The organism is Actinoplanes sp. NPDC049598 (genome assembly GCF_040675435.1).
Classification (GTDB): Bacteria; Actinomycetota; Actinomycetes; order Mycobacteriales; family Micromonosporaceae; genus Actinoplanes.
This window is the reverse complement of sequence record NZ_JBFAOX010000001.1, coordinates 733,524-758,889: the sequence shown is the minus strand read 5'-3', so window position 1 is coordinate 758,889 and position 25,366 is coordinate 733,524. Positions and strand designations below refer to the sequence as shown.

Sequence of the window (25,366 nt, the reverse complement as noted above, 5' to 3'; positions counted from 1 at the left end):
AGTCCGCTGGATGCCCGCCGGGGGCAGGCTGAGCGGATGAGGAAAACCCTGGTCGTGGTGATGATGGGCCTGGCCGGCGGGTTCGCGGCCGGGCAGCCGCCGGCGACCGTGGACAGCGTCCGCGGGTGGAACGACCTGGCCCTCGAGGCCGTACGGGTCACGCGCGCCCCGGACGCCGACGCGGCCCGGCTCTACGCGATGGTCAACGTCGCGATGTACGACGCCGTCAACGGGCTGGCCGGTCCCCGGGCCCGTACCTCCGCCCTGGTCCCGGGCCCCGGCCCGCGCGACGCGGGCCCGGAAGCCGCCGCCGTGTCGGCCGCCCACGAGGTGCTGGTCGCCCTCGACCCGCCCCGCGCCGCCGCCTACGATGCCCGGCTCACGGCCGACCTGGCCCGGTTGCCCCACGCGCGATCGGGCGCGGCCTGGGGCCGGCACGTCGGCCGGGCCGTCGTCTCGGTCCGGGCCGCCGACGGCTCGGCGCCGGTCGAGACGCAACCCGCCGGAACGGGTCCCAGTGTGTTCCGTACAGCCTGGTCCGGGGCCCAATACCGCGCCGTGCGCCCGTTCGCCGTGGCCGATCCCACCCGCTACGTCCCGGCCGCCCCGCCCGCGCTGGACAGCCTGCCCTACGCCGCCGCCTTCGCCGAGGTCGCGCTGCTGGGCAACGCCGCCCGGCCCGCGCCCGATCTGCTGGCGACGTACCAGTTCTGGTCGCTGCCGGCCGGCTCCGACCAGCCGCCGGGCGAGTGGCTGCGGATCGGCCTGGCCGTCGCCGCGGCCCGGCACCTGCCCCTGGCCGAGCAGACCCGGCTGACCGCGCTGCTCACCATGGGCCTGGCCGACACGACGGTCGCCACCGTCGCCACCAAGTTCCGCTACCGCCACTGGCGGCCGACCACCGCCATTCGCGAGGCCGACACCGACGGGAACCCCCTGACCGCACCGGATCCGGCGTGGTCGGCCCGCGCGGGCAGCGTTGGAAGCACTCCCGAGTACGTCTCCGGGCACAGCTCCTACAGCGGCGCCGGCGCGGCCCTGCTGGCCGGCTTCTTCTGCGACGACGCCGTCGCGTTCACCCACGCCACCGATTCGGCGCCGGGTGGCACGGCCCGTTCCTACCCCGGTTTCTCGGCGGCGGCCGCCGAGGCCGGCCGGTCCCGGGTGTACGGGGGTCAGCACTTCGAGTTCAGCAACCAGGCCGGCCTGTCCACGGGCCGGGGCGTGGCCGCCGAGGTCCTCGCTACCCGCCTGCTGGTCCGGAGCGGGCCGGCCCACGTCGGGGCCTGCCCGCGCTGAGCCGGCCGAGCGCGTCCCCGGCGGCGGCCCGGGTCATCGGCAGCAGCGGGCTCGAGGCCATCAGGGTCAGGTCCTCGGCCCGGGAGGTGGTGCCGTCGAGGAAGCGCAGCACCCGCTCGGGCGGGTTGCGGTCGAAGAGCCGGTCGAAGAAGGCCACGCCGTCGACCAGACCGCGGTCGAGCGCGCGCAACTGCACGGCGTCCATCCACCGGTGCCGGGGCGGATAAGGCTTGGCCGGTACGGGTGGACGACCGGCCGCCACCGCACGGGCGATGTCGTCGGCCTGCCGGGCCATCGCGGAGAACGTGAAGCCCGTGGACGGCCTCGTGGCGCCGCCCGCGGTGCCGAGGCGTACCACCCGGGGTGAAGGGCGAGCGTCGAAGACGCCGTCGGTCATGGGGATGACACCCTCCTCGACCTCACGCGCCCGCAGCCCGCTCAGGTCGAGCTTGATGAGGTCGGCGTAGGCGCGCAGCGCGGTGTCGTAGGCGTCGCCGGAGAGTACCGACGGCGAAAACTCGGTGTACTCGACCAGCGCGAACCGGTCGCTGACCGGCAGCACGTAGCCGAACGAGACGCCGCGGGCCGGTTGCGGCGTCCGGAAATCCATCAACACCGCCCGGTCCGGGTCGAAGACCGGCCCGTCCGCCTCCAGCCACCAGCCCCGGAAGTGCTGCAGCCAGTTGGTCCGGCCCGGCCGCCGCGGTTGGCGGGGCCGCGAGTCGAGCGCCCAGGCCGCCCGCACCAGCGGCGCGCCGTCCGGATCCGTGACGACGACGCCCGCGCCGTCGTCGCGGACACCCCCGGCCGGCGCGGTGATGCGTACCGCACCCAGCTTCTCCTCCGCCTCGGCGGCCAGCGCGTAGAGCGGCGCCGAGCGCAACATGGCGTACCGCAAGGGTTTGAGGGGTAAGGCCCGCCGGCCCGCCGGGGTGACCACGTCGACCTCGTCCCAGCTCGCGCTCAGCAGCGGATCGAGCGCGGAGCCCGGCGTTCCCCAGAACGCCCACGTGCGGTCCTGCCCGCGCTTGCGCACGGGATCGACAACCGCCAGCCGTACGCCGGGAAGCCGCCCCCGCCCGAGCGCGGCGAGCACGAGCGAGGCCGCTCCCCCACCGCCGACCAGCACGATGTCGACGTCCACGGGTGCGATCACCCGGCCCAGCCTGCCACAGGCTCAGACGACGGCGACCGGCGACGGGTCGAGCAGCGTACGGTCGCCGTCGACGCCGTGGCTCAGCGCCCCGGCGACGTCCTCGTGCGGGGTTCCCAGCCGGACCGCGCTGACCTCGTCCAGGCGGCGGTAGTGCTGCTCGCCGAGCTCGACCGACAGCGACTTCAGGTAGTCCTCCAGCTGGCTCAAGGTGCGCGGCCCGACGATCGGGACGAGGGCGGTCGGGGCCAGCGCGGCCCGGCGGCGCAGCCAGGCCAGCGAGACCTGGACCGGTCCGGCGCCGATCTCGTCCGCGATCGCCAGCACGGCGTCGAGGATCTCGGTGCGCTGCGCGGTGCCCTCGGCCCCGCCGCCCCGGGCGCTCAGGCGGCCCTGCCCGCCCTGCCGGTACTTGCCGGTGAGCAGACCACCGGCCAGCGGGGAGTACAGCACCACGCCGAGGCCGTGGGCCTGCGCCATCGGCAGCAGCTCCCGCTCGGCGGATCGTTCGGCCAGGCTGTACTCCGTCTGCAGACCGACCAGCGGGGCCAGCCCGCGCAGGTCGGCCCGCACGGCGGCGCCGGCCACCCGCCAGGCCGGGAAGTTGGACAGCCCGCCGTGCCGGATCTTGCCGGCCCGGATCAGGTCGTCGAACCCGGCCAGGATCTCCTCGATCGGCGTGACACCGTCCGGGAAGTGCGGCATGAAGACGTCGACGTAGTCGGTGCCCAGGCGGCGCAGGCTCGCCTCGAGGGACCGGACCATGTTCTTGCGGCTGTTGCCGGTCGTGCCCGGACGGGGGTCGGCCTGCCGGGTCCCGCTGTACTTGGTGATGACGACGAAGTCGTCCCGGTCCCGCCCGAGCAGGCCGCCGAGCACGGTCTCGGCCTGCCCGTCCTGATAGATGTCGGAGGTGTCGAACGTCGTGCCGCCGGTCGCGACGAAGGCCTCGAAGATCTCCCGTGCTTGTGCGGCGGTCGCAGTGCTGAAGTTCGCCGTGCCGAGCGCGTACTCCGACACGCGCAATCCGGTCCGGCGGCCGAAGGTCTGGTAGCGCATGAGAGTTCCTTCCTGGGGGGTAGGCTCCGACAGTAGCAGCTAAAAAGAGAGGTCACTCTTTTAAATGCCCAGGGTCAGTCAAGCTCACCTCGACGCGCGCCGCCAGCAGATCGTGGACGCCGCCCGCACCCGGTTCGCCCGCCACGGCTTCGCCCACACGTCGATGGCCGACGTCATCGCCGAGTCCGGGCTGTCCAACGGCGCCGTCTACCGGTACTTCAGCAGCAAGGAACAGCTCGTCATCGCCGTCTGCGAACAGGGCACCGAGGCCCTGCCGCGGGCGCTCACCGCCGAGGCCGTGGCCGGCTTCCTCGACCACGTCCGGACCCGGGCCCGGGAGACCGGCCACGCCCAGCTGGTCGCCCAGATCTACGCCGAGGCCGCGGTGTCACCGGCGCTGGCCGCCGTGGTCCAGCGGCAACTCGCCGCCATGCGGGCCGCGATCGCCGAGCTCGTGCCCGACGACCGGCGGGCCCGGGCCGGGCAGATCGCCGAGGGTTTCGTGGCGCTGTGCGTCAGCTACAACCAGCAGCTGGCCATCCGTGGTGACCTGGACCCCGCGCCGTTCACCGCCGCCCTCCTGGCGATCGTCAAGCAGTAGGAGAGAGATCTCTCTTTTAGAGGGCGTCGGAGCTCGGCGAAGCCGTCGGCGCGTTCGACCTCGGCAACTGCCTGGCCGGGCAGGGACGCTGGGCGGAGGCGGTGGACGCCTACGAGCCTGCCCCTCAGCTCACTTGATCAGCCGAAACCCGGGTAGCGCCTGATCGGGAACCGGACCAGGAAGCTCGATGGTCAACACCGGACCGGCCACGTCGGCACCATACGGCAGCAGAGCCCGGCCGTTCACCCGCAGACCCGAGCAGGCCGTCAGTTGAGGTCGAGGGTGTTCGCCAGGCGGGTGAGGTCGGGGTAGCGGGCCGTCTCCAGCAAGCGGAGGGCCTCCTCGCGGACTTCGCCGGCGGCTGTCGGGTCGCCCGCTTCGCGGTAGCACGAGTACAGGCCGATGAGGGGCTCGATGCGCAGGTCGGCCATGTCGCCGTACAGGTCGATGGCCTGCTGGAAAGCGGCGACGGCCGCCGTCAGGTCGCCGGCGTGCTGGTGGAAGCGGGCCAGCTGCATCCAGCCGGCGGCGGCGCCGTACGTGTTGCGCCAGCGCTCGTTGATGGTGATGCTCTCCTCGAACAGGCGGCGGGCCTCGCCCTGGCCGCCCGGTTGATACGCGTGGTACCAGGCGATCGGGTGCAGGGCGTTGGCGACCTCGACCGCGCCCTGCTCGGTGCCCATCCGCAGGTAGTTGTCGCGGGCCTCGACGGCGAACGGGTAGGCCGCCTCGGCCTGGGCGCGGGTCGGGACGTCGTGCACGGTGACGATGGAGACGGCCACGCTGAGCAGGCCGTGGGCCATCCGGGCGGGGTCGTCCATCTCGCGGCCGATGGCGATCGCCTTCTCCAGCTCGGTGCGCGCCTCTTCGTGCCGGTTCATCCGCAGCAGGCCGCGGCCGAGGATGTAGTGCAGGTAGCCGGTCCACCACGGCTCGCCGGTGGCCTTCAGCGCGTCGGCCGTGAGGGCCAGGGAGTCGGCCAGGTGGAACCGGATGTCCTGCTGGTAGGAGGCCAGGGTCCAGACGAAGAGCGGCAGGTAGTGCTGGAGGGCCTCGGAGCGGCACAGGTCGAGCAGGGCCAGGATGTTCTCGTACTCGGCGTCGAGCCAGGCGATGGCCGCGGGCGGGTCGGCGAAGGAGAAGCCGTGCACGCCGGGCGGTGGCGGGCCGACCATCACCGGCCGGCGGTACGGGTACTGGGTCTGGGCCGCGTTGCCCGAGGAGTGCAGGTAGAAATCGAGCAGCCGGGTCACCGCGGCGTCGCGTTCGGCCGCCGGGTCGACCCGGCCGGCGGTCTCCTTGGCGTACGTCCGGACGAGGTCGTGCAGGACGAAGCGGCCCGGCCGGTGCTCGTCGATCAGGTGCGCGTCGGTCAGCCGCCGCAGCAGGACCCGGGCCAGGGCGCCCTCGGTGCCGGCCAGCGCGGCCGCCGCCGCGATGCTCAGGTCGGGCCCCGGGTGCAGGGCGATCAGCCGGAACATGCGGGCGGCGAGGGGCACGAGCCGGCGGTACGACCAGGAGAACACCGCCCGCAGGTCGTGTTTGACGCCCGGCACCGCGAAGCCGTCGAGGCCCTCGGCGAAGGCCAGCTCGGCGTCGATCTCGGCCGGCGGGAAGGCGCCCCGGGCGCAGATCAGCGCGAGGGCCAGCGGCAGGCCGCCGCAGCGCTCGACGATGGCCTCGCACGCCTCGGGATCGGCGTCGACCACCTCGTCGCCGAGCCGCCGCCGCAGATAGGCCACGGCCTCGGAGGGCCGGAACGCGTCGAGCCGCATCGGGTAGGCCCCGTCGGTCACGATGAGGTCGATGAGGTGGCTGCGGCTGGTCACCACGACCGCGCAGTCCGGGTTGCCGGGCAGCAGCGGGCGCACCTGGTCGGCGTCGCGGGCGTTGTCGAGCAGCAGGAGCATCCGCCGTGAGGCGAGCACGCTGCGGAACAGCGCCGTCCGCTCGGCCGTGGCGGCCGGGATGCGCTGGTCGGGCACGCCGAGCGCGCCCAGGAAGGCGGCCAGCACGTCGCCCGGGTCGGCCGGGGCGTCCTCCGGACCGAAGCCGCGCAGGTCGACGTGGAGCTGCCCGTCGGGGTAACGGGCCGCGGCCTGGTGGGCCCACCGTACGGCCAGGGTGGTCTTGCCGACCCCGCCCGTCCCGCTGACCACGACCAGGGCCGGGGTGTGCCGGTCGAGCCGGCGCAGCTCGTCGGCCCGCCCGGCGAACGCGGGCTGCGAGCGCGGCAGCTGCTCGGGGCGGATCGGGGTCGGCCCGGGTCGCAGCGCCGCCTCGAGGACCTCGGCCCGCTGCTCGCGGATCGCCTGCTCGAGCGCGGCCAGGGCCGGGTCGGGGTCGAGGCCGAGCTCGTCGGCCACGATGCCCCGATGCTCGCCGAGCACGGCCAGCGCCTCGCCCGAGCGGCTGGCCGCCCACAAGGCGAGCGCCAGCAGCCGCCACGGCTCGCCGCGCAGCGGGTCCTCGGCGGTGAGGGCCCGGGCGGCCGGGATCGCCTCGTCCGTGCGCTCCAGCCGCAGCAGGGCGTCGACGGCGCGCTCGCGGGCGGTGTGGTGCAGCTCGGTCAGCCGGGCCGTCTCGGCGGCGGCCCACTCGTCGTCGGCGAACTGCTCGTAGGGCCGGCCCCGCCACAGCGCCAGGGCCGCGCGCAGCCGGTCGAGCGCCCCGGCCGGTGGCAGCCCGTCGGCCGCGCGCACACCCTGTTCGAACCGGGCGGCGTCGAGCGAGCCGGCCGGCAGCCGCAACGCGTACCCGGCGGACTCGCGGACCAGCAGGGAGGCGGCGCCACGGGGCGGCCGGTGCGGCTCCAGGGCCCGGCGCAGCCGGGACACGTGCGACTGCAGCACCGCGGCGGCCCCGGCCGGCGGGAGGTCGCCCCACAAATCGTCGATCAGCCGGTCGGCGGCGACCGGGCGGCCGCGGGCGGCGGCCAGGATCGCCAGCACGGCGAGCGGCTGGTTGCCGCGGACGGCGATCGGCTCGCCGTCGAGCAGAACTTCGACCGGACCGAGAACCCTCATCTCGATCACGGAACCGATCCTAGGTGCCCCCCGACCCGCGTTGAACTGCTGAAACGGTCGGGTAGTCGACATCGAGGATCATCCGGTTCAGGTTTTGCAGCTCCGGCATCGGTTCGACACCCATCTCTGTGGCCAGGGTGTAACGGACCGTGCGGTAATGGGCCAGCGCCTCGGCTCGGCGCCCCGCGCGATGCAGCGCGGTCAGCAACAGCGCATGCCCGGGCTCGTGCAGCGGCCGCTCGGCCACCAGCTCCTGCAGGCCGGCGATCGCCTCGTCGTACCGGCCGAGCTCGACCTGCACGGCGAGCAGACGGCCGGCCGCCGTGCGGCACAACTCGTCCAGCCGGTCCCGCTGCGCGTCGGCGAAAGACCCGGTCACCCCTTCGAGAGGTACGCCCCGGCGCAGAGCGACCGCTTGTTCGAGCTCCGGCGCGGCCTCACCCGGCTCGGCCCGCACCGACCGGGCGAGATGGCCGACCAGCCGGCGCGCGTCGACCGACTCCGGCGGCACGTGCAGCGCGTAGCCGCCACCCGACCAGGCGAGGCGCACCGGGCCGCCGTCGAGGGTGCGGCGCAGACGGTAGGCGTATGTCCGCACCTGGCTCTGCTGGGTTGTCCCGGCCGCCGCGGCCAGCTCGTCGAGATCGGTGACCCGGCCCTCCTGTAGCAACAGCACGGCCAGGACCGTACGCTGCGGCGGCGGCCCCAACGGCAGCTCGACGCCGTCGCGCCAGGCCCGCACCGGTCCGAGCAGCGAGAATGTGACCCCGACGCTCACCAGGGCTGCGGCTCCCGCAGCCGGGACACGGTGCGCTGGTACTGGTGCCGGCCGATCAGCCACCACACCATCCGCCCGGTCAGCGGCACCTTGGCCAGGAAGTGGCGGCGCTCGTCGGGCTCGGCCTCCTCCAGGATCGCGCCCAGCGTCAGGGTGGCCAGGCCGCGGCGGGCCACGTGCTCCCACTCGGCCGGGGCCAGATGCTCGGTGATCAGCGGCAGGATCAGCTCCTCCTCGTCGTCCAGGTGCTCGACGAGGACGACGCGGTGCTCGGCCAGGTGGTCGGTCAGCTCGTCGCGTACGGCCTCGGCCGCACCCGCCTCCCAGCGCGGCAGAAGGTCCCCGATCGTCAGCAGGGAGTGCTCCAGGCGGGCGTGCTGGGTCTCCATGCGGACCAGAAGCTCGTCGTAGAGGCGGGCCCGCTCGCGCAACAGCGGCCACAACAGGTCGTCCTCGGCCCGGTGGTGGCAGAGCAGCTCACCGGTGTAGCGCCGGACCGCGTCGGCGACCTGCGTGGCCCGCGCCGTGTCCCCGGGGCGGCAGCCGGTCACGAAGCGTGACAGCAGCGCCGCCTCCCGGCGGAAGACCCGGTGGATGATCACCAGCTCGTGGTCCATGGTCATTTCCCTCACGAGGGCGCAGTCTCGGCCAGCCGACTTGCCCGCGACTTGACGGGCCCTCAAGTCGGCCCGGTCGCTTGCCGATGCAGAGGGGGACGTGAACCTCTCGCTACGGAAGGCGACAATGTCCACCGATACCGACACCCGTTTGATGCGGCCTCCCGCGCCGCCGGCCTCCTCGCCGGGCACCGGGCGATGGTGGGCACTGGTCGTGCTCGCCATGGCCCAGCTGATGGTCGTCCTCGACGCCACCATCGTGAACATCGCGCTGCCCACCGCCCAGGCCGACCTGGCGTTCTCCGACGCCGACCGGCAGTGGGTGGTCACCGGCTACGCGCTGGCCTTCGGCAGCCTGCTGCTGCTCGGCGGCCGCCTGTCCGACTTCTTCGGCCGCAAGAGGATGTTCCTCATCGGCCTGGTCGGCTTCGCGCTGGCCTCGGCCCTCGGCGGCGCCGCCAACGGCCTCGAGATGCTGATCGTCGCCCGCGCCCTGCAGGGTGCCTTCGGCGCGGTGCTCGCCCCGGCCGCCCTCTCGCTGCTGTCGACCACGTTCACCGAGCCGGCCGAGCGCGGTAAGGCGTTCGGCATCTTCGGCGCCATCTCCGGCGCCGGCGGCGCCGTCGGCCTGCTGCTGGGTGGGGTGCTGACCGAGTACGCGTCGTGGCGCTGGTGCCTGTACGTCAACCTGGTCATCGCGGCCATCGCCGTGGTCGGCGGCCTGATGAAGCTGCAGGACGAGCCGGTCGACGGCAAGGGCCGCATCGACGTCCCGGGTGTCGTCGCGGTCGTCGTCGGTCTGGTCGGCCTGGTCTACGGCCTCGGCAAGGCGGAGACCGACGGCTGGACGGCCGCGGCCACCCTGATCCCGATCGCTGTCGGCGTCGTCTTCCTGATCGCCTTCGTGCTCATCGAGCGCCGGGTCGCCCAGCCGCTGCTGCCGCTGCGCGTGGTGCTCGACCGCAACCGCGGCGGCTCCTACGCCGCGATCGGCATCGCCGGCGCCGGCATGTTCGGCATCTTCCTGTTCCTGACCTACTTCCTGACCGCGATGCTCGGCTTCACGCCGATCCAGACCGGCCTGGCCTTCCTGCCGATGCTCGCCTGCATCATGTTCTCGGCCACCCTGGCCGGCTCGATCCTGACCCCGAAGGTCGGCCCGCGGCCGCTGGTCCCGGTCGGCGCCCTCGTGGCCGCGCTCGGCATGGTCTACCTGACCCGCCTGCAGCTCGACTCGACGTACGCCGGCGGCGTCCTGCCCGGCCTGCTCATCATCGGCCTCGGCCTCGGCCTGGTCTTCGCCCCGACCCAGAACGCCGCCACCAGCGGCGTGCAGCACCACGACGCGGGCGTGGCCTCGGCGATGATCAACACGGTGCAGCAGATCGGCGGCTCGATCGGCACGGCGCTGCTCAGCTCGTTCGCGGCCACGGCGGCGTCGAACTACGCCTCCTCGCACACCCCGTCGGCCACGCTGGCCGCCGAGGCGCAGCTGCAGAGCTACCACACGGTGTTCTGGTGGTCGTGCGGATTCTTCCTGGTGGCGGCGGTCGTGTCGGCGCTGATGTTCCGCAGCGGGCCGCTCGACGTGGACCCGGACGCGCCGCCCGCGATGGCGCACTGAAGTTTGTTACGAAAAGCCCCGGCTCCGGCCGGGGCTTTTCGCTTGCTTGATCGTCTTTCGTCATGTGGTGGCCGGGTGATCCTGTGTGCGGATCTTCGGCACCCATCCGACCGCCCCGCCCGCCACCCTAAAACGGACTGAAGGCAATAATGGATGTCAATGAGCATGAACGAGTGGCAGACGTGGCGGCGGGAAGTCTTCGGTGACCCGTACCTCGTCCACCACAACGGCCCCGACTTCGCCGGGCTGCTCACCGCCGTCCGGGCCGACCCCCGCCGCGTCGAGCGCATGCTCCGCGCGGGCCTGACCGCCGGCGACCCCCTTGCGGCGCGTGCTCTGATGGAGCTGGCCGCCGCCGGACGGGCCCCGGCCGACGCGGTCAGCTATCTGCGCGGCGCCCTGGGCGGGGCCACCGGGGAGATGCGGATCCGGGTCGCCGAGGCCCTCTACGCCCTCACCGGCGACCCGTCCTGGGCCCGCCCGATCGTCGGGGTGCTGAGCGCGGCCGCCTCCGAGTTCGCGCGGCTCGACGCGGCCATCGCCCTGGCCCGCTTCCCGCCCACCAGCGCGCTGGTCGCCGCGCTGACCCGGGCCGTGCGCGATCCCGAATACCTGGTGCGCTACCACGCCGCGACGACCCTCCTGCGGTACGCCGGGGACCGGCGCCCGCCGGAGAATGTGCCCCACTTGTTCGACCGGCTGACCGCGTCCGCCGAGGACCAATGGCGCTCGGCCGCCGAGGAGCTGGCGGGCCGCTTCAACGGCTCGTAGTGCCGCCCGCCGCCGGCTTGTAGCTCGGCCCGCCCCGCCGCGGCTCGTCAGCGGCTTCCGGCGAGGCCGTTCAAGCGAGCCACCGCGTCGTCCGACAGCTCCACCGCGCCCGCGGCGATGTTCTCCCGCAGGTGGGCCACCGACGACGTCCCCGGGATCAGCAGGATGTTCGGCGAGCGCCGCAGCAGCCAGGCCAGCGCCGTCTGCTGCGGCGTCGCCCCGGCCCCGGCCGCCACCTCGTCCAGCACCCCGGACTGCAGCGGGCTGAAGCCGCCCAGCGGGAAGAACGGGACGAAGCCGATGCCGTCGGCCGCCAGCTCGTCGATCAGGGCGTCGTCGTCACGCAGCACCACGTTGTACATGTTCTGCACGAAGACGACCGGGGCGACCGCACGGGCCTCGGCGACCTGGGCGCTGGTCACGTTCGAGAGCCCGAGGTGGCGGACGAGCCCCTCCTTCTGCATCTCGGCCAGCTCGCCGAACCGGTCGGCCACCGCATCGGTCTTCTCCACCCGCAGGTTCACCCCGTCGATGGCGTCCAGCCCGAGCCGCTTCAGGTTGTCCTGCACCTGCTCGCGCAGGTTGTGCGGGGACGGCAGCCAGCTGCCGTCGGGACCCCGGCGGTAGCCGACCTTGGTGACCAGGCGCAGGCCCTGGGGGTACGGGTGCAGCGCCTCCCGGATGATCTCATTGGTGACGTACGGGCCGTAGTAGTCGCTGGTGTCGATGTGGGTGACGCCGAGCTCGACCGCGGTGCGCAGGACGCGTACGGCCTCGGCCCGGTCCCGCGGCGGCCCGAAGGCGCCCGGCCCGGCCAGCTGCATCGCCCCGAACCCGATGCGGGAGAGGACCAGGTCGTCGGCGAGCTTCAGTGATTCGGTCATGCCGCCCAGCGTGCCCCGGTGTCCCGCCTCGCGGGTGCTACAGCCTGTACCACTCACCGGCCCCGCGCGCGGGGCAGCATGGAACCCATGAACCAACTCGGCGCGGCCCTGCGAGCCTGGCGGAACCGGACCGCACCGGCCGACGTGGGCCTGCCCCAGCAGACCGCCCGCCGCGTGCCCGGCCTGCGCCGCGGCGAGCTGGCCATGCTGGCCGGCATCTCCGTCGAATACGTGGTCCGCCTCGAACAGGGCCGCGCCCCGACCCCGTCCGCCCAGGTCTGCGCGGCGCTGGCCCGCGCGCTGCGGCTCTCCGCCGACGAGCAGGCCCACCTGATGCGCCTGGCCGGCCACGCCGCCGACCCGTCCCGGGTGCCCCGGCACATCCCCGAAAGCCTGCACCGCATCATGGACCAGCTGTCGGCCAGCCCGCTCGCCGTCCACGACGCCACCTGGGCCCTGCTCGCGTGGAACCCGCTGTTCGCCGCCACCTTCGGCGACCCCACCGCCCACCCCGCCGACGACCGGCACGTCCTGATCCGCCAGTTCGAAGGCGGCTTCAGCCGGGCCCGCCAGACCCCGGCCGAACGCGCCGACTTCGAAGAATCCCTCGTCGCCGACCTGCGCGGCACCACCAGCCGCTACCCGAACGACCCGGCCCTGGCCGCCCTGCTCACCCGTTTGCGGCGCAGCCCCCGCTTCCGCGAACTGTGGGCGGCCCAGCGCTCGGTCGCCGCCCACCAGACCGCCACCAAAGTCGTCGAACACCCGGACGTCGGCGACATCCCCCTGGACTCCAACGTCCTCACCACCCAGGGTTCCGACCTGCGCCTGGTCGTCTACACCCCACGCCCTGGCACCGACGCCCGCAGCAAACTGGACCTGCTGGCGGCCATCGGAATCCAGCCGTTCTCGCCCCAGCCGTGATCGCTGGGCGGTGGAGCGAAACCGCGTGCTCAGTCCTCCAGCAGGTCCCGCAACGCCGCCGCGGCCAGGGTGTCTCCGCCGTCCGCGGCTTGCCGGTAGTGTCCTCGGCCCCGGCCCGGTCGCCGAGGCGTTGCGAGCCGAGGGGTAAAGCTCCGCCGCTGCGCGCAGGGCCGGCTCAAGGGAGGGGTCGAGACTCTGGTCCCACCGCCAGCAGGCCAACACCGCCGCGGCCAACTCGTTTCCGGCGGCCTCGGCGCGTTCCATCGCCGCGAAGGCGGCGGGACGGCGGGTCGGGTCAGAGCCCACAGCAGGGCGCTGCCCATCCTCCACGCGGCGACCGCAGCCGAGGTCGTCGGCGGCACCTGCATCGGGCTGGACGGTCTCTTTCAGCGCACCGGCCGACCGGCTGTCGTCCGTACCAGCCGGGCCTCGTACGACCCGGACCGGGCGGCCGAGCTGGGGTCGCGGTCCGAGCGGCTCGCCGGCATCCGGTCCTCTCGCGCTGAGCCGTTCTGGTGTCGCCGGGTGGGGTCGAACCACCGGCCTCGGACTTATCAGGTCCGCGCTCTGACCGACTGAGCTACGGCGACATTGTTCGCTGTTTCTTCGAGGAGAGCGAGGGATTCGAACCCTCGACGGAAACCGAGGTTCCCGTTGCGGATCAGCACTCCGCCGCCTTCAACCGGACTCGGCCAGCTCTCCATTTTCGGTGCGTACCCGGGGCGCGATTCGAACGCGCACCAACGCCGTCCTGAGCGGCGCGCCTCTGCCGTTGGGCTACCCGGGCTTGGTGTTTCCTGCGAGCGGTTGACCGGGATCGAACCGGCGACCTCCACCATGGCGAGGTGGCGCTCTCCCTGCTGAGCTACAACCGCAGAGCGGCATCAGCGTGCTTCAGCTGGGCCACCGACCTCGATCAATGCGCAGGGGAATCGTGAACATTTGCTTCTCCTTTCCCTGCGCCTCGGTGGTGATGACGATGTTAGGAGGCGTCGCGCTGGTGGGGCAACGGATTAAATCGGCGGCGGAGTTCGGCTTTGCGGACCTTGTTCGATCCGGTTCGGGGGAGGTCGTCCACGATGGTGAAAACGGCCGGGATCTTGTATTTGGCGAGGCGCTCCGTGAGGTGGGCGCGCAGTTCTCCGGCGCTCGGTGGCCGGCCGGCGGCCGGGACGACGAAGGCGTGGCCGGACTCGCCCCACTTCTCGTCGGGTACGCCGATGACCGCGGCCTCGGCGACGGCCGGGTGGGTGAAGAGGGCGGCCTCGACCTCGGCCGGGTAGACGTTCTCGCCGCCGGAGATGTACATGTCCTTCAGGCGGTCGAGGATGCGGAAGTGGCCGTCCGCGCCGACCGCCGCGATGTCGCCGGTGTGCAGCCAGCCGTCGGTGAAGGCGGCCGCGGTGGCCGCCGGGTCGTTCCAGTAGCCGGGGGTCACGTTGGGGCCGCGTACCAGCACCTCGCCCGGCTCCTCGGGGGACGTGCCGGTAAGGTCGGGCCGCACGGCCCGTACGTCCGTGAAGAAGACCGGGACCCCGGCCGAGCCGACATGGCTCAGGCTTGCCCGGGCCTCGAGGAAGGTCGCGCCGGGCGCGGTCTCGGTCATGCCGTAGCCCTGGCAGAAGGTCAGGCCCCGCTCCTGATAGGCACGGATCAGCGCCGGCGGGACCGCCGCGCCCCCGCTCATCACGCAGCGCAGCGAGGACAGGTCCGTGGACGCCCACCGCGGCGACCGGGCCAGCGCCGCGAACATCGCCGACACCCCGAACATCCAGGTCACGCGCTGCGACTCGATCAGCTCGAGCGCCGCCTCGGCATCCCACGAGGGCATGATGACCGACCGGCCGCCCTTGAGAACGGTCGGCAGCAGGCATTGGTTGAGCGCCGCCACGTGGAAGAGCGGCGCCCCGATCAGCGTCACCTCGTCGCCCGCCACATCGACCCCGACGAGCAGATTGAACGTGTTCCAGATGACGTTGCCGTGGGTGAGCACCGCGCCTTTCGGCCGCCCGGTCGTTCCCGACGTGTAGAGGATGAACGCCGGATCGTCCAACTCCGTGTCGATCGTCTCCAGGTCGGCCGGCTCGGGCCGCTCCGGGCCGGCCAGCTCGGGCACGAGGATCGTGGCCGGGGCCTGGGCCGCGGCGCATTCCGGCGCACGGATGAGGAGCCGCGCGCCGGAATGCTCGAGTTGATAGGCGACCTCGGCCGAGGTGAGCCGGAAGTTCAGCGGAACGAAGATGCCGCCGAGCAGGTGGGTGGCGAACAGGGTCTCGACCAGCGCCGGATGATTCGGCCCGAGGTAGGCGACGCGGTCGCCGCGGCCGACCCCTTCCGCGCGCAAACGGTGGGCGAGCCGGGTGATTCGGTCACTCATTTGGCCGTACGTCCATGAGTCGTCACCGAAGACCAGCGCGACCCGATCCGGCGAGATGGCGGCCCGGCGGGCCGGCCACGAGCCGAGTCCCCTGTTCATGGCGTCAGGGGTAGTAGCGGTAGATCGGCCGCGCGACACACGCCGGCTTCTCGGCCCCGTCGATCTCGACCGTGAAGTCGAGCTTCACCTGCGCTCCGCCGCCACCGACCGGCCCGACCTCCGCCACGGTGGCCGCCAGCCGCACCTTCGAGCCGACCTTCACCGGCGACGGGAACCGCACCTTGTCGAGGCCGTAGTTGATGCCCATGGACACCCCGCGCACTTCGAGCAGCTCCGAGAAGAGTGGGATGACCAGGGACAGCGTGAGGTAGCCGTGCGCGATCGGGCCGCCGAACGGCCCGGCCTGGGCCCGCTCCACGTCCACATGGATCCACTGATGGTCGCCGGTGGCCTCGGCGAACTGGTTGACCCGCTCCTGGGTGATCTCCAGCCACTGGCTGTGCCCGAGGTCCTTTCCGCCGAGGGTTTTGAGCTCATCGATGCCGTTGACGCTGATCATCCGGTCTCCCCTAGCTGTGAGTCTGTGTTGACTGATTCTGCGCTGCCACCTGTGCGACACGCGTCTCAAACTTCGGCCTCACGGTGAAGGGCCGGCGTGTAGTTCACGTGGACCGGGGTGTCCACGGAGGTGGCCAGCGTGTTCAAGGCGCGGGGTGAGGTGTCCGGCCAGCGGCCGGTGGCAACCCGGCGTTCCAGGCTGCGCAGGGCGGCAAGCATTTCGCCGGTGGTGAAGGTGCAGTGGCCGGCGCGGTGCACGAACGCCTGCCGCAACAGCCGCTGCGAGCCCTGTGCAACCGGAGCAGAAACCGGCGCAGCACCCCCCACCAGCGCGCCGATGATCGCGGCGAATCCTCATGCGCGCCCCTCCAAAGAATCAGCAGACGACCCAGCCCCACCCGAACCCGACGCCGCGCCCCACCCCGCACCGCTGCCTGAACCCGACACGGCACCTCCACCCGAATCCGACTCAGCGCCCCCACTCGAACCCGACGCGGCACCCCCACCGGAGACCCCAGGCACCCCACCGTCCGATCTACCGTGCTCAGGCTCCGCCTCCTCAGCGACATTTCGGGCTGTGGACGCGGGCTCGCCAGGACGGACCTCTCGGGCTGTGGACGGCGGCTCGTCGATAGGGGCATCTCGGGCTGGGGACGGCGGCTCGGCCATCGGTACACCACGGGCAGCGGGCGGCGGCTCGGCAACAGGGGCATTTCGGGCTGGGGACGACGGCGCGGGTGTGGGTGTGGTTTGGGGTGAGGGGGTTCGGAGCAGCGGCAAGCGGGCGGACAGCTGGTGGAGGGCGGGGACTATGCCTTTGGGCATGTAGAGGATGGCGAGGATCAGGAGCAGGGCGTAGACCGCGTAGGACAGGACGCTGGGGGCGTAGCTGGGCATGCCGGGCTGGGTGCCGAGCTCGTTGAGGAGCTGGACGAGCAGGACGATCACCGTGGCGCCGACCAGCGGGCCGGCGATGGTGCCCAGGCCGCCTACCACGGCCATGACTACGAACTCGATGGACAGGAGCACCGGGAAGGAGCCGGGGGCCAGGTAGCCCAGGTAGAACGCGTAGACGCCGCCGGCCAGGCCGGCGAAGGCGGCGGAGAGGGTGAAGACGGCCAGGCGGTAGCCGCCTACGGGGACGCCGCTCGCGGCGGCGGCGATCTCGCTGGTGGCGGCGGCGCGCAGGGCGCGGCCGGGGCGGGAGGCGACGACGTTGCGGGAGATGAGCAGGACGATGGCGAGGACGGCCCAGACGACGTACGCGTAGCCGATGTCCTCCTTCAGTTCCAGGGGGCCGAGGGACAGGCGCGGGATGCCCTGCAGGCCGATCGCGCCGCCGGCCCAGGTGCCCTGGCCGAGCAGAGACAGCAGGATCAGCTGGACGGCTAGGGTGGCGAACGCCAGGTGGTGGCCGCGCAGACGCAGCAGGGGCGCCCCGAGCAGCACGGCAGCGACGGCGGCGACCACGGGGGCGAGCAACAGTCCGACCAGCGACGGGACACCGTGCACGGCGGAGAGACCAGCCGCGTAGGCACCGATGGCGTAGAACGCGGCCTGACCGAGGGACACCTGCCCGGCATATCCCATGAGGAGAGAGACACCGGCGGTCACGGTCGCGGCGAGGCCGAGCAGAATGAAGACCGAGAGTTGCCGCTCCGGCAGGAGCGGTGGTAGCACGAGCGTGACCACACCCGCAGCAAGCAGAAGCAACTTCCTCACCGGACCGCCCCTCGTCGCCCGCCCGCGCGGCACCACGGCGATGGGCCGACCCCATCACGCGGTGGCGGCGGGCAGGTTGGCATCGGCCCGGCCTGGGGAGCGCGGCCGAGGAGTCGCGAGTGGGGGAAGGCGCCCCGGTGGAAGGACCGCGAGCGAGGGAAAACAGCCCGGCGGAAGGACCGGGACCGAGGGAAGACGGCCCAGCGGAGGAGGCACGAGCGACAGAAGGCAGCCCAGCGGAGGCGCCGCGAGTGGGGGAAAGCGGCCCGGTTCGCGAGGGGCGGGGGCGCGGCGGCAAAGCTGGTCATCCGGTGGCCTCGCGGACGGGGCCGGAGCGGGTGGCTTGGACGATCATCACGGTGAGCATCAGGAGGAGGGCGACCTCCAGCTGGTAGGCGGCGCCCCCGTAGCCGGCGATCATGGTTTGGGTGACGCCCAGCAGGAGGCCGCCGGCCAGGGCGATCCCGGGGCGGGTGAGGCCGCCCAGGACGGCGGCGGCGAAGCCGTTGACGATCAGGGTGACGTCGCTGTCGAAGGTGACCTGCTGGACGGGGGTGGTCAGGACGCCGGCCAGGCCGCCCAGCGCGCCGCCCAGGGCGAAGGCCAGCAGGCCCATGCGGCGGACGTCGATGCCGACGACGCGGGCGGCGTAGCGGTTGGAGGCGCAGGCGGACAGGGCCTTGCCGAGGTCGGTGCGGGTGAAGAACAGGGCCAGGGCCAGGAAGACCGGGCCGGTGACAGCCAGGATCAGCAGGTAGTGGGCCTGGATGCGGGCGCCGCCGACGGTCACCACGCCGCTCAGGCCGGCGAAGGAGCGGGGCTGGTCGCCCCAGATGACGATCTCCACGGCGTACGCGAGGACACCCAGCCCGAGCGTGATGATCAGGGCGGCGCCGGGGTCCCGGCCGGTGGCCACAAGCCCGACGAGGACTCCGACGACTGCGGCCACCAGCACCGCGGCGAGCTCGGCGACGACGTGTGGCAGCCCGGCGGTCAACAGCGACGAGGTGAGCATGGCGGCGATGACCGCGAAGGCGCCCTGCGCGAAGTTGACCACGCCGGTGACCCGGTAGATGGCGACGAGGCCGCTGCCGACCAGCGCGAAGCCGGCCCCGAGGCCGAGCCCGGTCAGCAGATAGCCGAGGAAGTCACGCATAGTGCCCGCCGAGGTAGGCCGCGGTCACCCGCTCGTCGCTCGCCAGCACCGGCGATTCGCCGGCCAGGACGATCCGTCCGGCTTCGAGGACGTACGCCCGTGAGCACAACGACAGCGCGAGGCGCGCGTTCTGTTCGATCAGCAGCACGGCGAGCCCGCGGGTGCGATGGAGCTCCCGCAGGTGCTCGACGAGCGCGGCGACCACCAGCGGGGCCAGGCCCAGGCTGAGTTCGTCGATGACCAGCACGTCGGGCCGGGCCATCAGCGCCCGCCCGATCGCCACCATCTGCTGCTGCCCGCCGGAGAGCGTCCCGGCGTCGCGGCGGCGCAACGGCACGAGCGCCGGCATCAGGTCGTAGATGCCGTCGGTGTTCCGGCCGCGCCGCCCGTTGCGCCAGCCGCCCAGCCGCAGGTTGTCGTCGACGCTGAGGTCGGCGAACACCTCGCGGCCCTCGGGCACCTGGGCCAGCCGCCCGTTGATCGAGATCCGCCCGGCGGCCGGGGCGACCAGGCCGGACAGGGCCTTGACCAATGTCGACTTGCCGGCCCCGTTGGCCCCGATGAGCGCGACCATCTCGGACTTGTCCAACGACAGCGACACGCCGGCCAGGGCGGTGGCGCCCGAGTACCGCACCGTCAGATCCGAGACGTCGACCAGCGTCATGCGTTCGCTCCCAGGTAGGCGGCGATGACGTCCGGGTCGGCGCGGACCGACGACGGCGAGCCCGAGGCGATGACCCGGCCCAGGTCGAGGACGGTGATCTGGGACGCCAGCCGCATCACGAAGGACACGTCGTGCTCGACCAGGAGCATCGTCAGGCCTGAATCACGCAATGAGGACAGGAGGGCGGCCAGTTGTTCGCGCTCCCCCGCCCGCAAGCCGGAGGCGGGCTCGTCCAACAGCAGCAGCCGCGGCTGACCGCACAGAGCCCGCGCCAGCTGGAGAGCCCGCTGCTGTCCCAACGGCAGCGACGACGCCGGCCGTGAAGCCCAGCCGGCCAGGCCGGTCGCCTCCAGGCACGACAACGCCCGGGCCCGGATCACCCGCTCGGCCCGGTGGTGGGCGGGCAGCCGCAGGGCCGCGGCCACGAACCCGGCCCGGGTGGTGCCGTGGGCCCCCACCATCACGTTCTCCAGGACGGTCAGCCCCGGGAAGATGCGGGCCGCCTGGAACACCACCCCCACCCCGAGCCGGGACCGGCGGTGCGCCGCGAGCCGGTCGATGCGTACGCCGTCGAGCCGCACGGTTCCCGCGTCGGGCGCGAGCTGACCGCCGATCAGGGCGAACAGCGTCGACTTGCCGGCGCCGTTGGGCCCGATGACGGCCCGGAGCTCGCCCGGCGCCACGTGCAGGTCGACGTCGCGTACCGCATAGACGCCCCCGAAGGCCCGCGACGCACCGGTCACCGCGAGCGCGGCGCCGGTCATCAGCGCCCGCCCAGCTTCTGCGCGGAGTAGTCGGTGGGCACGAACGCGCCCTTGGTCACCGTCGTGATGGCGATGAAGTCGGTGGTGAGGCCGCTGTGATCGGACGCGGAGTACTTGTAGGCGCCGTTCGGCGTGGTCAGTGTCAGGCCTTCCAGGGCGTCGCGCACCTTCTTCTTGTCCGTGCCGCCGGCTCTGCCGAGAGCGGCGGCGAGCAACTTGACGGCGCTGTAGCCGTCCTGCGCGAACTGCGGCGGCGGGTACCCGTACTTGGCCTGGAACGCCTTGGACAGCTCCTCGACCGCCGTCCTCTGCTCACCGGCGGGCAGCGTGTCGCCGACGATCCCGATCGAGCCGGCCACGACCGCTCCCTCGGCGGCCGGCCCGGCCGGGTCGAGGAACAGCTTGCTGGCCTGGGCGCCGGTCAGCACCAGCGGGATCTTGAGGCCACTGGCCGCGTACTGCTTGGTCAGGGCGACCGCGGGCGCGCCGGTGGCCCACACCATCAGGGCCTGGGCGTCGGAGGAGCGTACGTGCGTGAACACCGCCCCGAACTCGGTGGCCGTGGTCTGGAACTGCTCGATCGGGTTCAGCGTCACCCCGTACTGCCCGGCCTTGGCCTGAAGGCCTTTGAAGCCGGCGACCGCGTAGCTGCTCTTGGTGTCGTAGGCGACGGCCACCTTGCTGAGGCGGGAGGCCTGGAAGTACTGCAGCGCGGCCTCGGCGTAGGTGCCGGACAGGGCGGGCACGACGAAGACGTACGGGTGGACGGGCGTGACCTGCTCGTCGGCGGGGGTCAGGGAGAGGTACGGGATCTCCTCGCGGTCGACCAGCGGGACGGTGGCCAGGGCGGAGTTGGAGAAGGGCGAGCCGATGACGGCGTCGGCGTCGCCCTTGAGCTCGTTGAAGGCCAGGACGGCCTGGTCGGGCTGGCTCTTGTCGTCCTTGACGGACAGTTCGATCTTGCGGCCGCCGATGCCGCCGGCCGCGTTGATCTGCTCCACGGCGAGGGCGACCGACTTCTGGTTCTCGGTCCCGAGCGGCGAGTAGTTGCCGGTCAGCGAGACGATCTGCCCGACCTGGATGGAGTCGTCCGAGGAAGAAGAGCCGGAACAAGCGCTCAACATGAGCACGAAAGCGACAAGCGGCACGGATCTGCGCACGGGTACCTCCCGTAACAGGGCCATCGATAGCCACCGAAGTTAGGCGCATCTTCCACAGCCGTCAATATTCTGCCTAACATCTAGCCCATGCCGATAACCGAGGCCCGGCCGCAGACCCTGTTGCTGATGCTGTTCGGCGACTTCGTGCTCGACCGCGGCGTCCGCGTCTTCTCCGGCAGCGTGATCGACGTCTGCGCCCGGCTCGGCATCTCCTCGCACGCCGCCCGCTCCACGCTGACCCGCATGGTCGGCCGCGATCTGCTGCACCGGCAGCGGGCCGGCCGGCGCATGTACTTCGGGCTGACCGAGCGCTCGACCGCCCTGCTGCGCGACGGCCGCACCCGGATCTGGGGCACCGGCGCGGTCAACGACCACTGGGACGGTACCTGGACGCTGCTGAGCTTCTCGCTGCCCGAGTCGTGGCAGCGCCAGCGGCACGACCTGCGCTCGCAGCTCGCGTGGTCGGGCTTCGGGCCGATCCAGGGCGGCCTGTGGATCGCGCCGGGCGAGGTCGATGCCCAGCAGATCGTCAGCGACCTCGGGCTCGAGGCGCACGCCCGGGTCTTCCACGCCCGGGCGGGCGGGCTGACCGACATCGCCGCCATGGTCTCCGACGCGTACGACCTGAGGGGTCTCGCCGCCCGCTACGAGGACTTCCTGGCCCGCTGGGACGGGCCGCCCCCGCTGGCCGACCCGCTGGCGGCCCGGCTGAGCCTGATGGCCGAGTGGCTGCACGCCATCCGGCGCGATCCAAGGCTGCCGGTCGAGCACCTGCCCGCCGATTGGCCGGCGCCGCGGGCGCAGAAGGTCTTCCGGGAGCTGGAGACCGCGTACGCCGAACCGGCCCGGGCCGTGGCCGGCGAGGTCCTCGAATACTTGAGTTCTTTGAGCAACTTGCCGACAGGAAATGAGTGCGGAAGCTGATCCTGGTCCTCGCCGCGGGCGTGGCCCTGCAGGCGGCCCTCCCCCATCTGGACGAGGGCGCCGGTCTGGTGCTGGGCAACCTGCCCATCGCGGTGGCCGGTCTGGTCGCGTGGGCCGGCTTCCGGGCCCAGGCCCGCCGCCACACCGGCCGGGAACGGGCCGGCCTGCTGCTCGGCTCCGGCGCGGGCGTGCTGCTCGGCGTCTCCTACCTGCTGTACGCCCTGGAGGGCGTCCCCGGACCGGCCGGCGCCATCGAGCCGATGGGCGACCTCGCGTCGATCGCGGCCGCGCTCGTCAGCGTTCCGGGCGTGCTGCTCGCCTCGCCGCCCTTCCCCGACTGGCACACCCGTCTCATGTACCTCATCGAGGTCGTCACGGCGGCCGCCGCCATCTTCGCCGTGGTCTGGCAGTTCGTGCTGGTGCCGGCCGGCGCCGACCCGGTCTGGGTGGCCACCTTGACCCCCGAGATCGTCACGGCCGCGCTGGCGCTGATGATGATGTCGCGCACCAGCGGCCGCAACACGCTGCAGCTGCTGGCCGTCGCAGTGGCGACCTTCGCCCTGGCCGGGGTTCTCAACGTCCGGGTCCACGCGTTCGACCTGCCCTGGTACTCCTACGGGCTCGGCGGAACCTACCTGGTGGCCGGGTTGCTGTTCGCGATGGCCAGCCGGGAGGGCCTGCCGCCGGCCGACCCGACCGGGTGGCGGGCGTTCACCAGCTCGTGGAGCACGGTCTCGACCGTGCCGACCGTGCTGCTGATGGGTTCCGTCGTCATGGACTACCGCGCCGGCGGCACGCTGAGCCCGGTGCTGTTCGCCGTCGTGCTGGGCTCGGCCGTCATGGCCATCGGGCGGCAGTTCCTGAGCCTGCTGATCGTGCGGCGACTGCGGGCCGAGCTCGATGACCGGGCGTTCCGCGACCCGCTGACCGGGCTGCCCAACCGGGCCGCGTTCCATCGGCACGCAGCCGGGCAGGAGCAGATGGCCCTGCTCTGGCTCGACCTCGACGGCTTCAAGGCGGTCAACGACACCCTCGGCCACGCGGCCGGGGACGCTCTGCTGGCCGCGGTCGGGGCCCGCCTGGCGGCCGAGCTGCGCCCGGGCGACCTGGCCGCGCGGCTCGGCGGCGACGAGTTCGCGGTGATCCTGTCCGGCGCGGACGAGCACGAGGCGGCCGCGATGGGAGCGCGCCTGCTCGACCGGCTGGCGGAGCCCGTTCCGTACGGCACCAGGCGGTTGATCGCCCGTGGCAGTGTCGGGGTGAGCGCCGGGCCCGGCGAGGAGATCGACCGGTTGCTGCACGAGGCGGACACGGCGCTGTACGCGGCCAAGGCCGCCGGCAAGGGCGTCGTGCGGGGTCACGCCGCGGCGTGAGGATCGTCCGTGCGGTGCGGCATCGCCGAGAGGGTGAGCACGTGCTGGGCCGGGCTGCCGGCCGGGGCGTACAGCACCAGGCTCCCGTCGTGCTCGGCGTCGCGCCGCAGGACGTGCTGCAGCACCACCACCCCGGCGCTGGCCAGCAGGGTCACCCCGGTCAGGTCGACGGTGAGCGGCCGCGTGCCGTTGCGGGTGAGCCGCTGCAGCTCCTTGGCCAGCACGCCGGCGGTGGCCGCGGTGACCGGGCCGTCGAGCCGGACGCGGGGACCGGGCGCGGACGGCTGGTCGAGCACGAGCAGCAGCTCCGGATCGCCGGCCACGGACGGGCCGACCCGCTCGGCGATCAGCAGCCGGGCCGGGGTGGTGATCCGGTGCCGGACCTCGGCGGTGGTGCCGTGGTGGCCCCGGCGCAACCGGAACTGGTGGACCATCTGCTCCACCAGGACCAGCCCGAGACCGCCGGAGATCGAGGGCGGGTGCTCGTGCCAGCGGCCGTCGTCGGCCACCTCGACCCGGACCTGACCGTCGATGTCAAGATCGGCACTGAGCCGTACGCGTCCCGGCGCGCCGCCCCGATAGGCGTGCTGGATGCTGTTGGTCACCAGCTCACTCACCGCGTGCCGCAGCGCCGTCACGTCCTTGTCGCCGGCGCCGAGCTCCCGCAGCCAGTCGCCGATCGCCGCGTGGGCCGGGGCGATCGACTCCAGCGTGGCGCCGAACGAGCGGCGCAGCGGCGCCGGCGGCAGCACCCGCTGCACGGCCAGCATCGTCACGTCGTCGCTGTGCCCGGTCGGGCGCAGCAGCAACTCGATCGTCTGCACGCAGACCCGCTGGACCGGGGTCAGCCCGGAGTCGCGCAGCACCCGGTCGGCCGCCGTGTCCTCGGCGACGTTGGCCAGCTCGACCAGGCTCTCCGCGTACTCCCGGCCCGGCCGCTCGATCAGGCCGTCGCTGACCAGCAGGAGCAGGTCGCCCACGGCGAGCCGATCAGAGCCCAGCGGAAAGGGGCCGCCCCCGCCGCCGAGCGGGCCGGCCCCGGTGGCCGGCAGGTAGCGGCTCGGCCCGCCCGCGCCGACCAGCAGCGGCGGCGGATGCCCGGCGGTGCAGTAGACCAGCGAGCCGTCGGCCGGATCGAGGATCGCGACGCAGACGGTGGCCCCGCGAGCCGCCGGCAGCCGGCCGGCCAGCCGGTCCGCCGCGGCCAGGGCGGCCGCGATGTCGCCGCCGTCGAGCAGCCTGTCCTGCACCACCGCGCGCAGCTGGCCCATGGTGGCCGAGGCGGCCACGCCGTGCCCGGCCACGTCGCCCAGGATCAGGGCCAGGCGGCCGTCGGACAGCGCGAGGGCGTCGAACCAGTCGCCACCGGCGGCCGTGTCGGCCTCGGCCGGCAGATAGCCGGCGGCGGCCCGGGCCCGGGGCAGCACCGGCATGCCGCCGGGCAGCAGCTCGAGCTGCAGGGCCACCACCACGTCACGGGCCCGGGCGTAGCGCCGCTCGGCCAGCTCGGCCCGCTGCCGCTCGGCCTCGCGCTCACGGACCCGGCCGGTCACCTCGACCGAGTACTGCGTCAGGCCGATCACCGCGCCCGACTCGTCGAACCGCGGACTGACCACGAAGTCCCAGTACTTCTCCTCGCGGCGGCCGTCCTCGCGCTCGACCTGCAGCCGCCACTCCAGGGCGGGCTGGGCCACGCCGGTGCGGTAGACCCGGTCGTACACCTCGAGGATCTGCTGGGTCAGCGCCCCCGGAAAGACCTCGGCCACCGTGCGGCCGACCTGGCCGGGCCGGCCGCTGATCGCCCGCGCGACCGCGTTGGCGGCGACGATGCGATGGTCGGGGCCCGCCATGGCGTACATGACGATGGGCATTTCCTCGAACACACGGTGGACCTCGGCGGCGTCGCCGGCTTCCTCCAGAGCCACGTGAGCA

At 72.9% G+C, this 25,366-nt stretch carries 22 protein-coding genes and 4 tRNA genes; 7 read left to right on the top strand and 19 right to left on the bottom strand.

Features of this window, described 5'->3' with window-relative positions:
* Positions 1-36: 36 nt before the first annotated feature.
* On the top strand, positions 37-1,299 hold the full coding sequence (locus tag AB0J66_RS03820) for a phosphatase PAP2 family protein (RefSeq protein WP_364655397.1): 1,263 nt from the start codon (positions 37-39) through the stop codon (positions 1,297-1,299).
* Here the strand turns inward: AB0J66_RS03820 and AB0J66_RS03815 are convergent.
* The gene (locus AB0J66_RS03815; protein WP_364656035.1) at positions 1,244-2,452 is read right to left on the bottom strand and encodes a lycopene cyclase family protein; all 1,209 of its coding nucleotides are present in this window, start codon (positions 2,450-2,452) and stop codon (positions 1,244-1,246) included. The genes AB0J66_RS03820 and AB0J66_RS03815 overlap by 56 nt on opposite strands.
* A gap of 24 nt (positions 2,453-2,476) precedes the next feature.
* Positions 2,477-3,511, bottom strand: a complete 1,035-nt coding sequence (locus AB0J66_RS03810) for an aldo/keto reductase (protein ID WP_364655396.1) — start codon at positions 3,509-3,511, stop codon at positions 2,477-2,479.
* A 64-nt stretch (positions 3,512-3,575) separates the two neighbouring features.
* Here AB0J66_RS03810 and AB0J66_RS03805 point away from each other — a divergent pair, with 64 nt between their 5' ends.
* Positions 3,576-4,112: a TetR/AcrR family transcriptional regulator gene (locus AB0J66_RS03805; protein ID WP_364655395.1), complete on the top strand. Its 537-nt coding sequence runs from the start codon at positions 3,576-3,578 to the stop codon at positions 4,110-4,112.
* A gap of 266 nt (positions 4,113-4,378) precedes the next feature.
* Here AB0J66_RS03805 and AB0J66_RS03800 read toward each other — a convergent pair whose 3' ends face one another.
* The 3 genes from AB0J66_RS03800 to AB0J66_RS03790 are packed head-to-tail and all read right to left on the bottom strand — an operon-like array spanning position 4,379 to position 8,533.
* Positions 4,379-7,138 carry a BTAD domain-containing putative transcriptional regulator gene (locus AB0J66_RS03800; protein WP_364656034.1) on the bottom strand — a complete coding sequence of 920 codons (2,760 nt, stop codon included), beginning with the start codon at positions 7,136-7,138 and terminating at the stop codon, positions 4,379-4,381.
* A gap of 19 nt (positions 7,139-7,157) precedes the next feature.
* Positions 7,158-7,916, bottom strand: a complete 759-nt coding sequence (locus tag AB0J66_RS03795) for an AfsR/SARP family transcriptional regulator (protein ID WP_364655394.1) — start codon at positions 7,914-7,916, stop codon at positions 7,158-7,160.
* On the bottom strand, positions 7,913-8,533 hold the full coding sequence (locus AB0J66_RS03790; RefSeq protein WP_364655393.1) for a hemerythrin domain-containing protein: 621 nt from the start codon (positions 8,531-8,533) through the stop codon (positions 7,913-7,915). The genes AB0J66_RS03795 and AB0J66_RS03790 overlap by 4 nt, the downstream gene beginning before the upstream one ends.
* Before the next feature lie 127 nt (positions 8,534-8,660).
* On the opposite strand from AB0J66_RS03790, the gene AB0J66_RS03785 reads away from it, so the two are divergent.
* Positions 8,661-10,157: an MFS transporter gene (locus AB0J66_RS03785; RefSeq protein ID WP_364655392.1), complete on the top strand. Its 1,497-nt coding sequence runs from the start codon at positions 8,661-8,663 to the stop codon at positions 10,155-10,157.
* Positions 10,158-10,316: 159 nt separating this feature from the next.
* Complete coding sequence (locus tag AB0J66_RS03780) at positions 10,317-10,928, top strand: HEAT repeat domain-containing protein (protein ID WP_364655391.1); 612 nt, start codon at positions 10,317-10,319, stop codon at positions 10,926-10,928.
* A 47-nt stretch (positions 10,929-10,975) separates the two neighbouring features.
* Here the strand turns inward: AB0J66_RS03780 and AB0J66_RS03775 are convergent, their stop codons facing one another.
* Positions 10,976-11,812, bottom strand: coding sequence for an oxidoreductase (locus AB0J66_RS03775; RefSeq protein WP_364655389.1), 837 nt, complete (start codon positions 11,810-11,812; stop codon positions 10,976-10,978).
* A gap of 87 nt (positions 11,813-11,899) precedes the next feature.
* Here AB0J66_RS03775 and AB0J66_RS03770 point away from each other — a divergent pair, with 87 nt between their 5' ends.
* Positions 11,900-12,736 carry a helix-turn-helix transcriptional regulator gene (locus AB0J66_RS03770; RefSeq protein ID WP_364655387.1) on the top strand — a complete coding sequence of 279 codons (837 nt, stop codon included), beginning with the start codon at positions 11,900-11,902 and terminating at the stop codon, positions 12,734-12,736.
* A 513-nt stretch (positions 12,737-13,249) separates the two neighbouring features.
* Here the strand turns inward: AB0J66_RS03770 and AB0J66_RS03765 are convergent.
* The 12 genes from AB0J66_RS03765 to AB0J66_RS03710 all read right to left on the bottom strand — a co-directional run bounded on the left by AB0J66_RS03765 (position 13,250) and on the right by AB0J66_RS03710 (position 21,137).
* Positions 13,250-13,326: transfer RNA gene (locus AB0J66_RS03765), tRNA-Ile, on the bottom strand.
* A 19-nt stretch (positions 13,327-13,345) separates the two neighbouring features.
* Positions 13,346-13,438: transfer RNA gene (locus tag AB0J66_RS03760), tRNA-Ser, on the bottom strand.
* Between the two features lie 12 nt (positions 13,439-13,450).
* Positions 13,451-13,523: transfer RNA gene (locus AB0J66_RS03755), tRNA-Leu, on the bottom strand.
* A gap of 15 nt (positions 13,524-13,538) precedes the next feature.
* A tRNA-Gly gene (locus tag AB0J66_RS03750) sits at positions 13,539-13,611 on the bottom strand.
* Between the two features lie 107 nt (positions 13,612-13,718).
* The gene (locus AB0J66_RS03745; RefSeq protein ID WP_364655386.1) at positions 13,719-15,212 is read right to left on the bottom strand and encodes a long-chain fatty acid--CoA ligase; all 1,494 of its coding nucleotides are present in this window, start codon (positions 15,210-15,212) and stop codon (positions 13,719-13,721) included.
* Positions 15,213-15,216: 4 nt separating this feature from the next.
* The gene (locus AB0J66_RS03740; RefSeq protein WP_364655385.1) at positions 15,217-15,672 is read right to left on the bottom strand and encodes a MaoC family dehydratase; all 456 of its coding nucleotides are present in this window, start codon (positions 15,670-15,672) and stop codon (positions 15,217-15,219) included.
* Between the two features lie 65 nt (positions 15,673-15,737).
* Positions 15,738-15,944, bottom strand: a complete 207-nt coding sequence (locus AB0J66_RS03735; RefSeq protein WP_364655383.1) for a hypothetical protein — start codon at positions 15,942-15,944, stop codon at positions 15,738-15,740.
* An 81-nt stretch (positions 15,945-16,025) separates the two neighbouring features.
* Positions 16,026-17,393 (bottom strand): branched-chain amino acid ABC transporter permease, encoded by a 1,368-nt coding sequence (locus AB0J66_RS03730; protein WP_364655381.1) that lies wholly within the window; start codon positions 17,391-17,393, stop codon positions 16,026-16,028.
* A gap of 304 nt (positions 17,394-17,697) precedes the next feature.
* Positions 17,698-18,549, bottom strand: coding sequence for a branched-chain amino acid ABC transporter permease (locus AB0J66_RS03725; RefSeq protein ID WP_364655379.1), 852 nt, complete (start codon positions 18,547-18,549; stop codon positions 17,698-17,700).
* Positions 18,542-19,213 carry an ABC transporter ATP-binding protein gene (locus tag AB0J66_RS03720; RefSeq protein ID WP_364655377.1) on the bottom strand — a complete coding sequence of 224 codons (672 nt, stop codon included), beginning with the start codon at positions 19,211-19,213 and terminating at the stop codon, positions 18,542-18,544. Before AB0J66_RS03720 ends, AB0J66_RS03725 begins: the two co-directional genes overlap by 8 nt.
* Positions 19,210-19,977 (bottom strand): ABC transporter ATP-binding protein, encoded by a 768-nt coding sequence (locus AB0J66_RS03715; RefSeq protein WP_364655376.1) that lies wholly within the window; start codon positions 19,975-19,977, stop codon positions 19,210-19,212. The genes AB0J66_RS03720 and AB0J66_RS03715 overlap by 4 nt, the downstream gene beginning before the upstream one ends.
* Positions 19,977-21,137, bottom strand: a complete 1,161-nt coding sequence (locus AB0J66_RS03710) for an ABC transporter substrate-binding protein (protein ID WP_364655374.1) — start codon at positions 21,135-21,137, stop codon at positions 19,977-19,979. Before AB0J66_RS03710 ends, AB0J66_RS03715 begins: the two co-directional genes overlap by 1 nt.
* A gap of 87 nt (positions 21,138-21,224) precedes the next feature.
* On the opposite strand from AB0J66_RS03710, the gene AB0J66_RS03705 reads away from it, so the two are divergent.
* Positions 21,225-22,061, top strand: coding sequence for a PaaX family transcriptional regulator C-terminal domain-containing protein (locus AB0J66_RS03705; RefSeq protein ID WP_364655372.1), 837 nt, complete (start codon positions 21,225-21,227; stop codon positions 22,059-22,061).
* Positions 22,049-23,434, top strand: a complete 1,386-nt coding sequence (locus AB0J66_RS03700) for a GGDEF domain-containing protein (protein ID WP_364655371.1) — start codon at positions 22,049-22,051, stop codon at positions 23,432-23,434. The genes AB0J66_RS03705 and AB0J66_RS03700 overlap by 13 nt, the downstream gene beginning before the upstream one ends.
* Here the strand turns inward: AB0J66_RS03700 and AB0J66_RS03695 are convergent.
* The gene (locus AB0J66_RS03695) at positions 23,419-25,359 is read right to left on the bottom strand and encodes a SpoIIE family protein phosphatase (RefSeq protein ID WP_364655369.1); all 1,941 of its coding nucleotides are present in this window, start codon (positions 25,357-25,359) and stop codon (positions 23,419-23,421) included. The two genes, AB0J66_RS03700 and AB0J66_RS03695, sit on opposite strands and share 16 nt — an antisense overlap.
* Between the last annotated feature and the right edge of the window lie 7 nt (positions 25,360-25,366).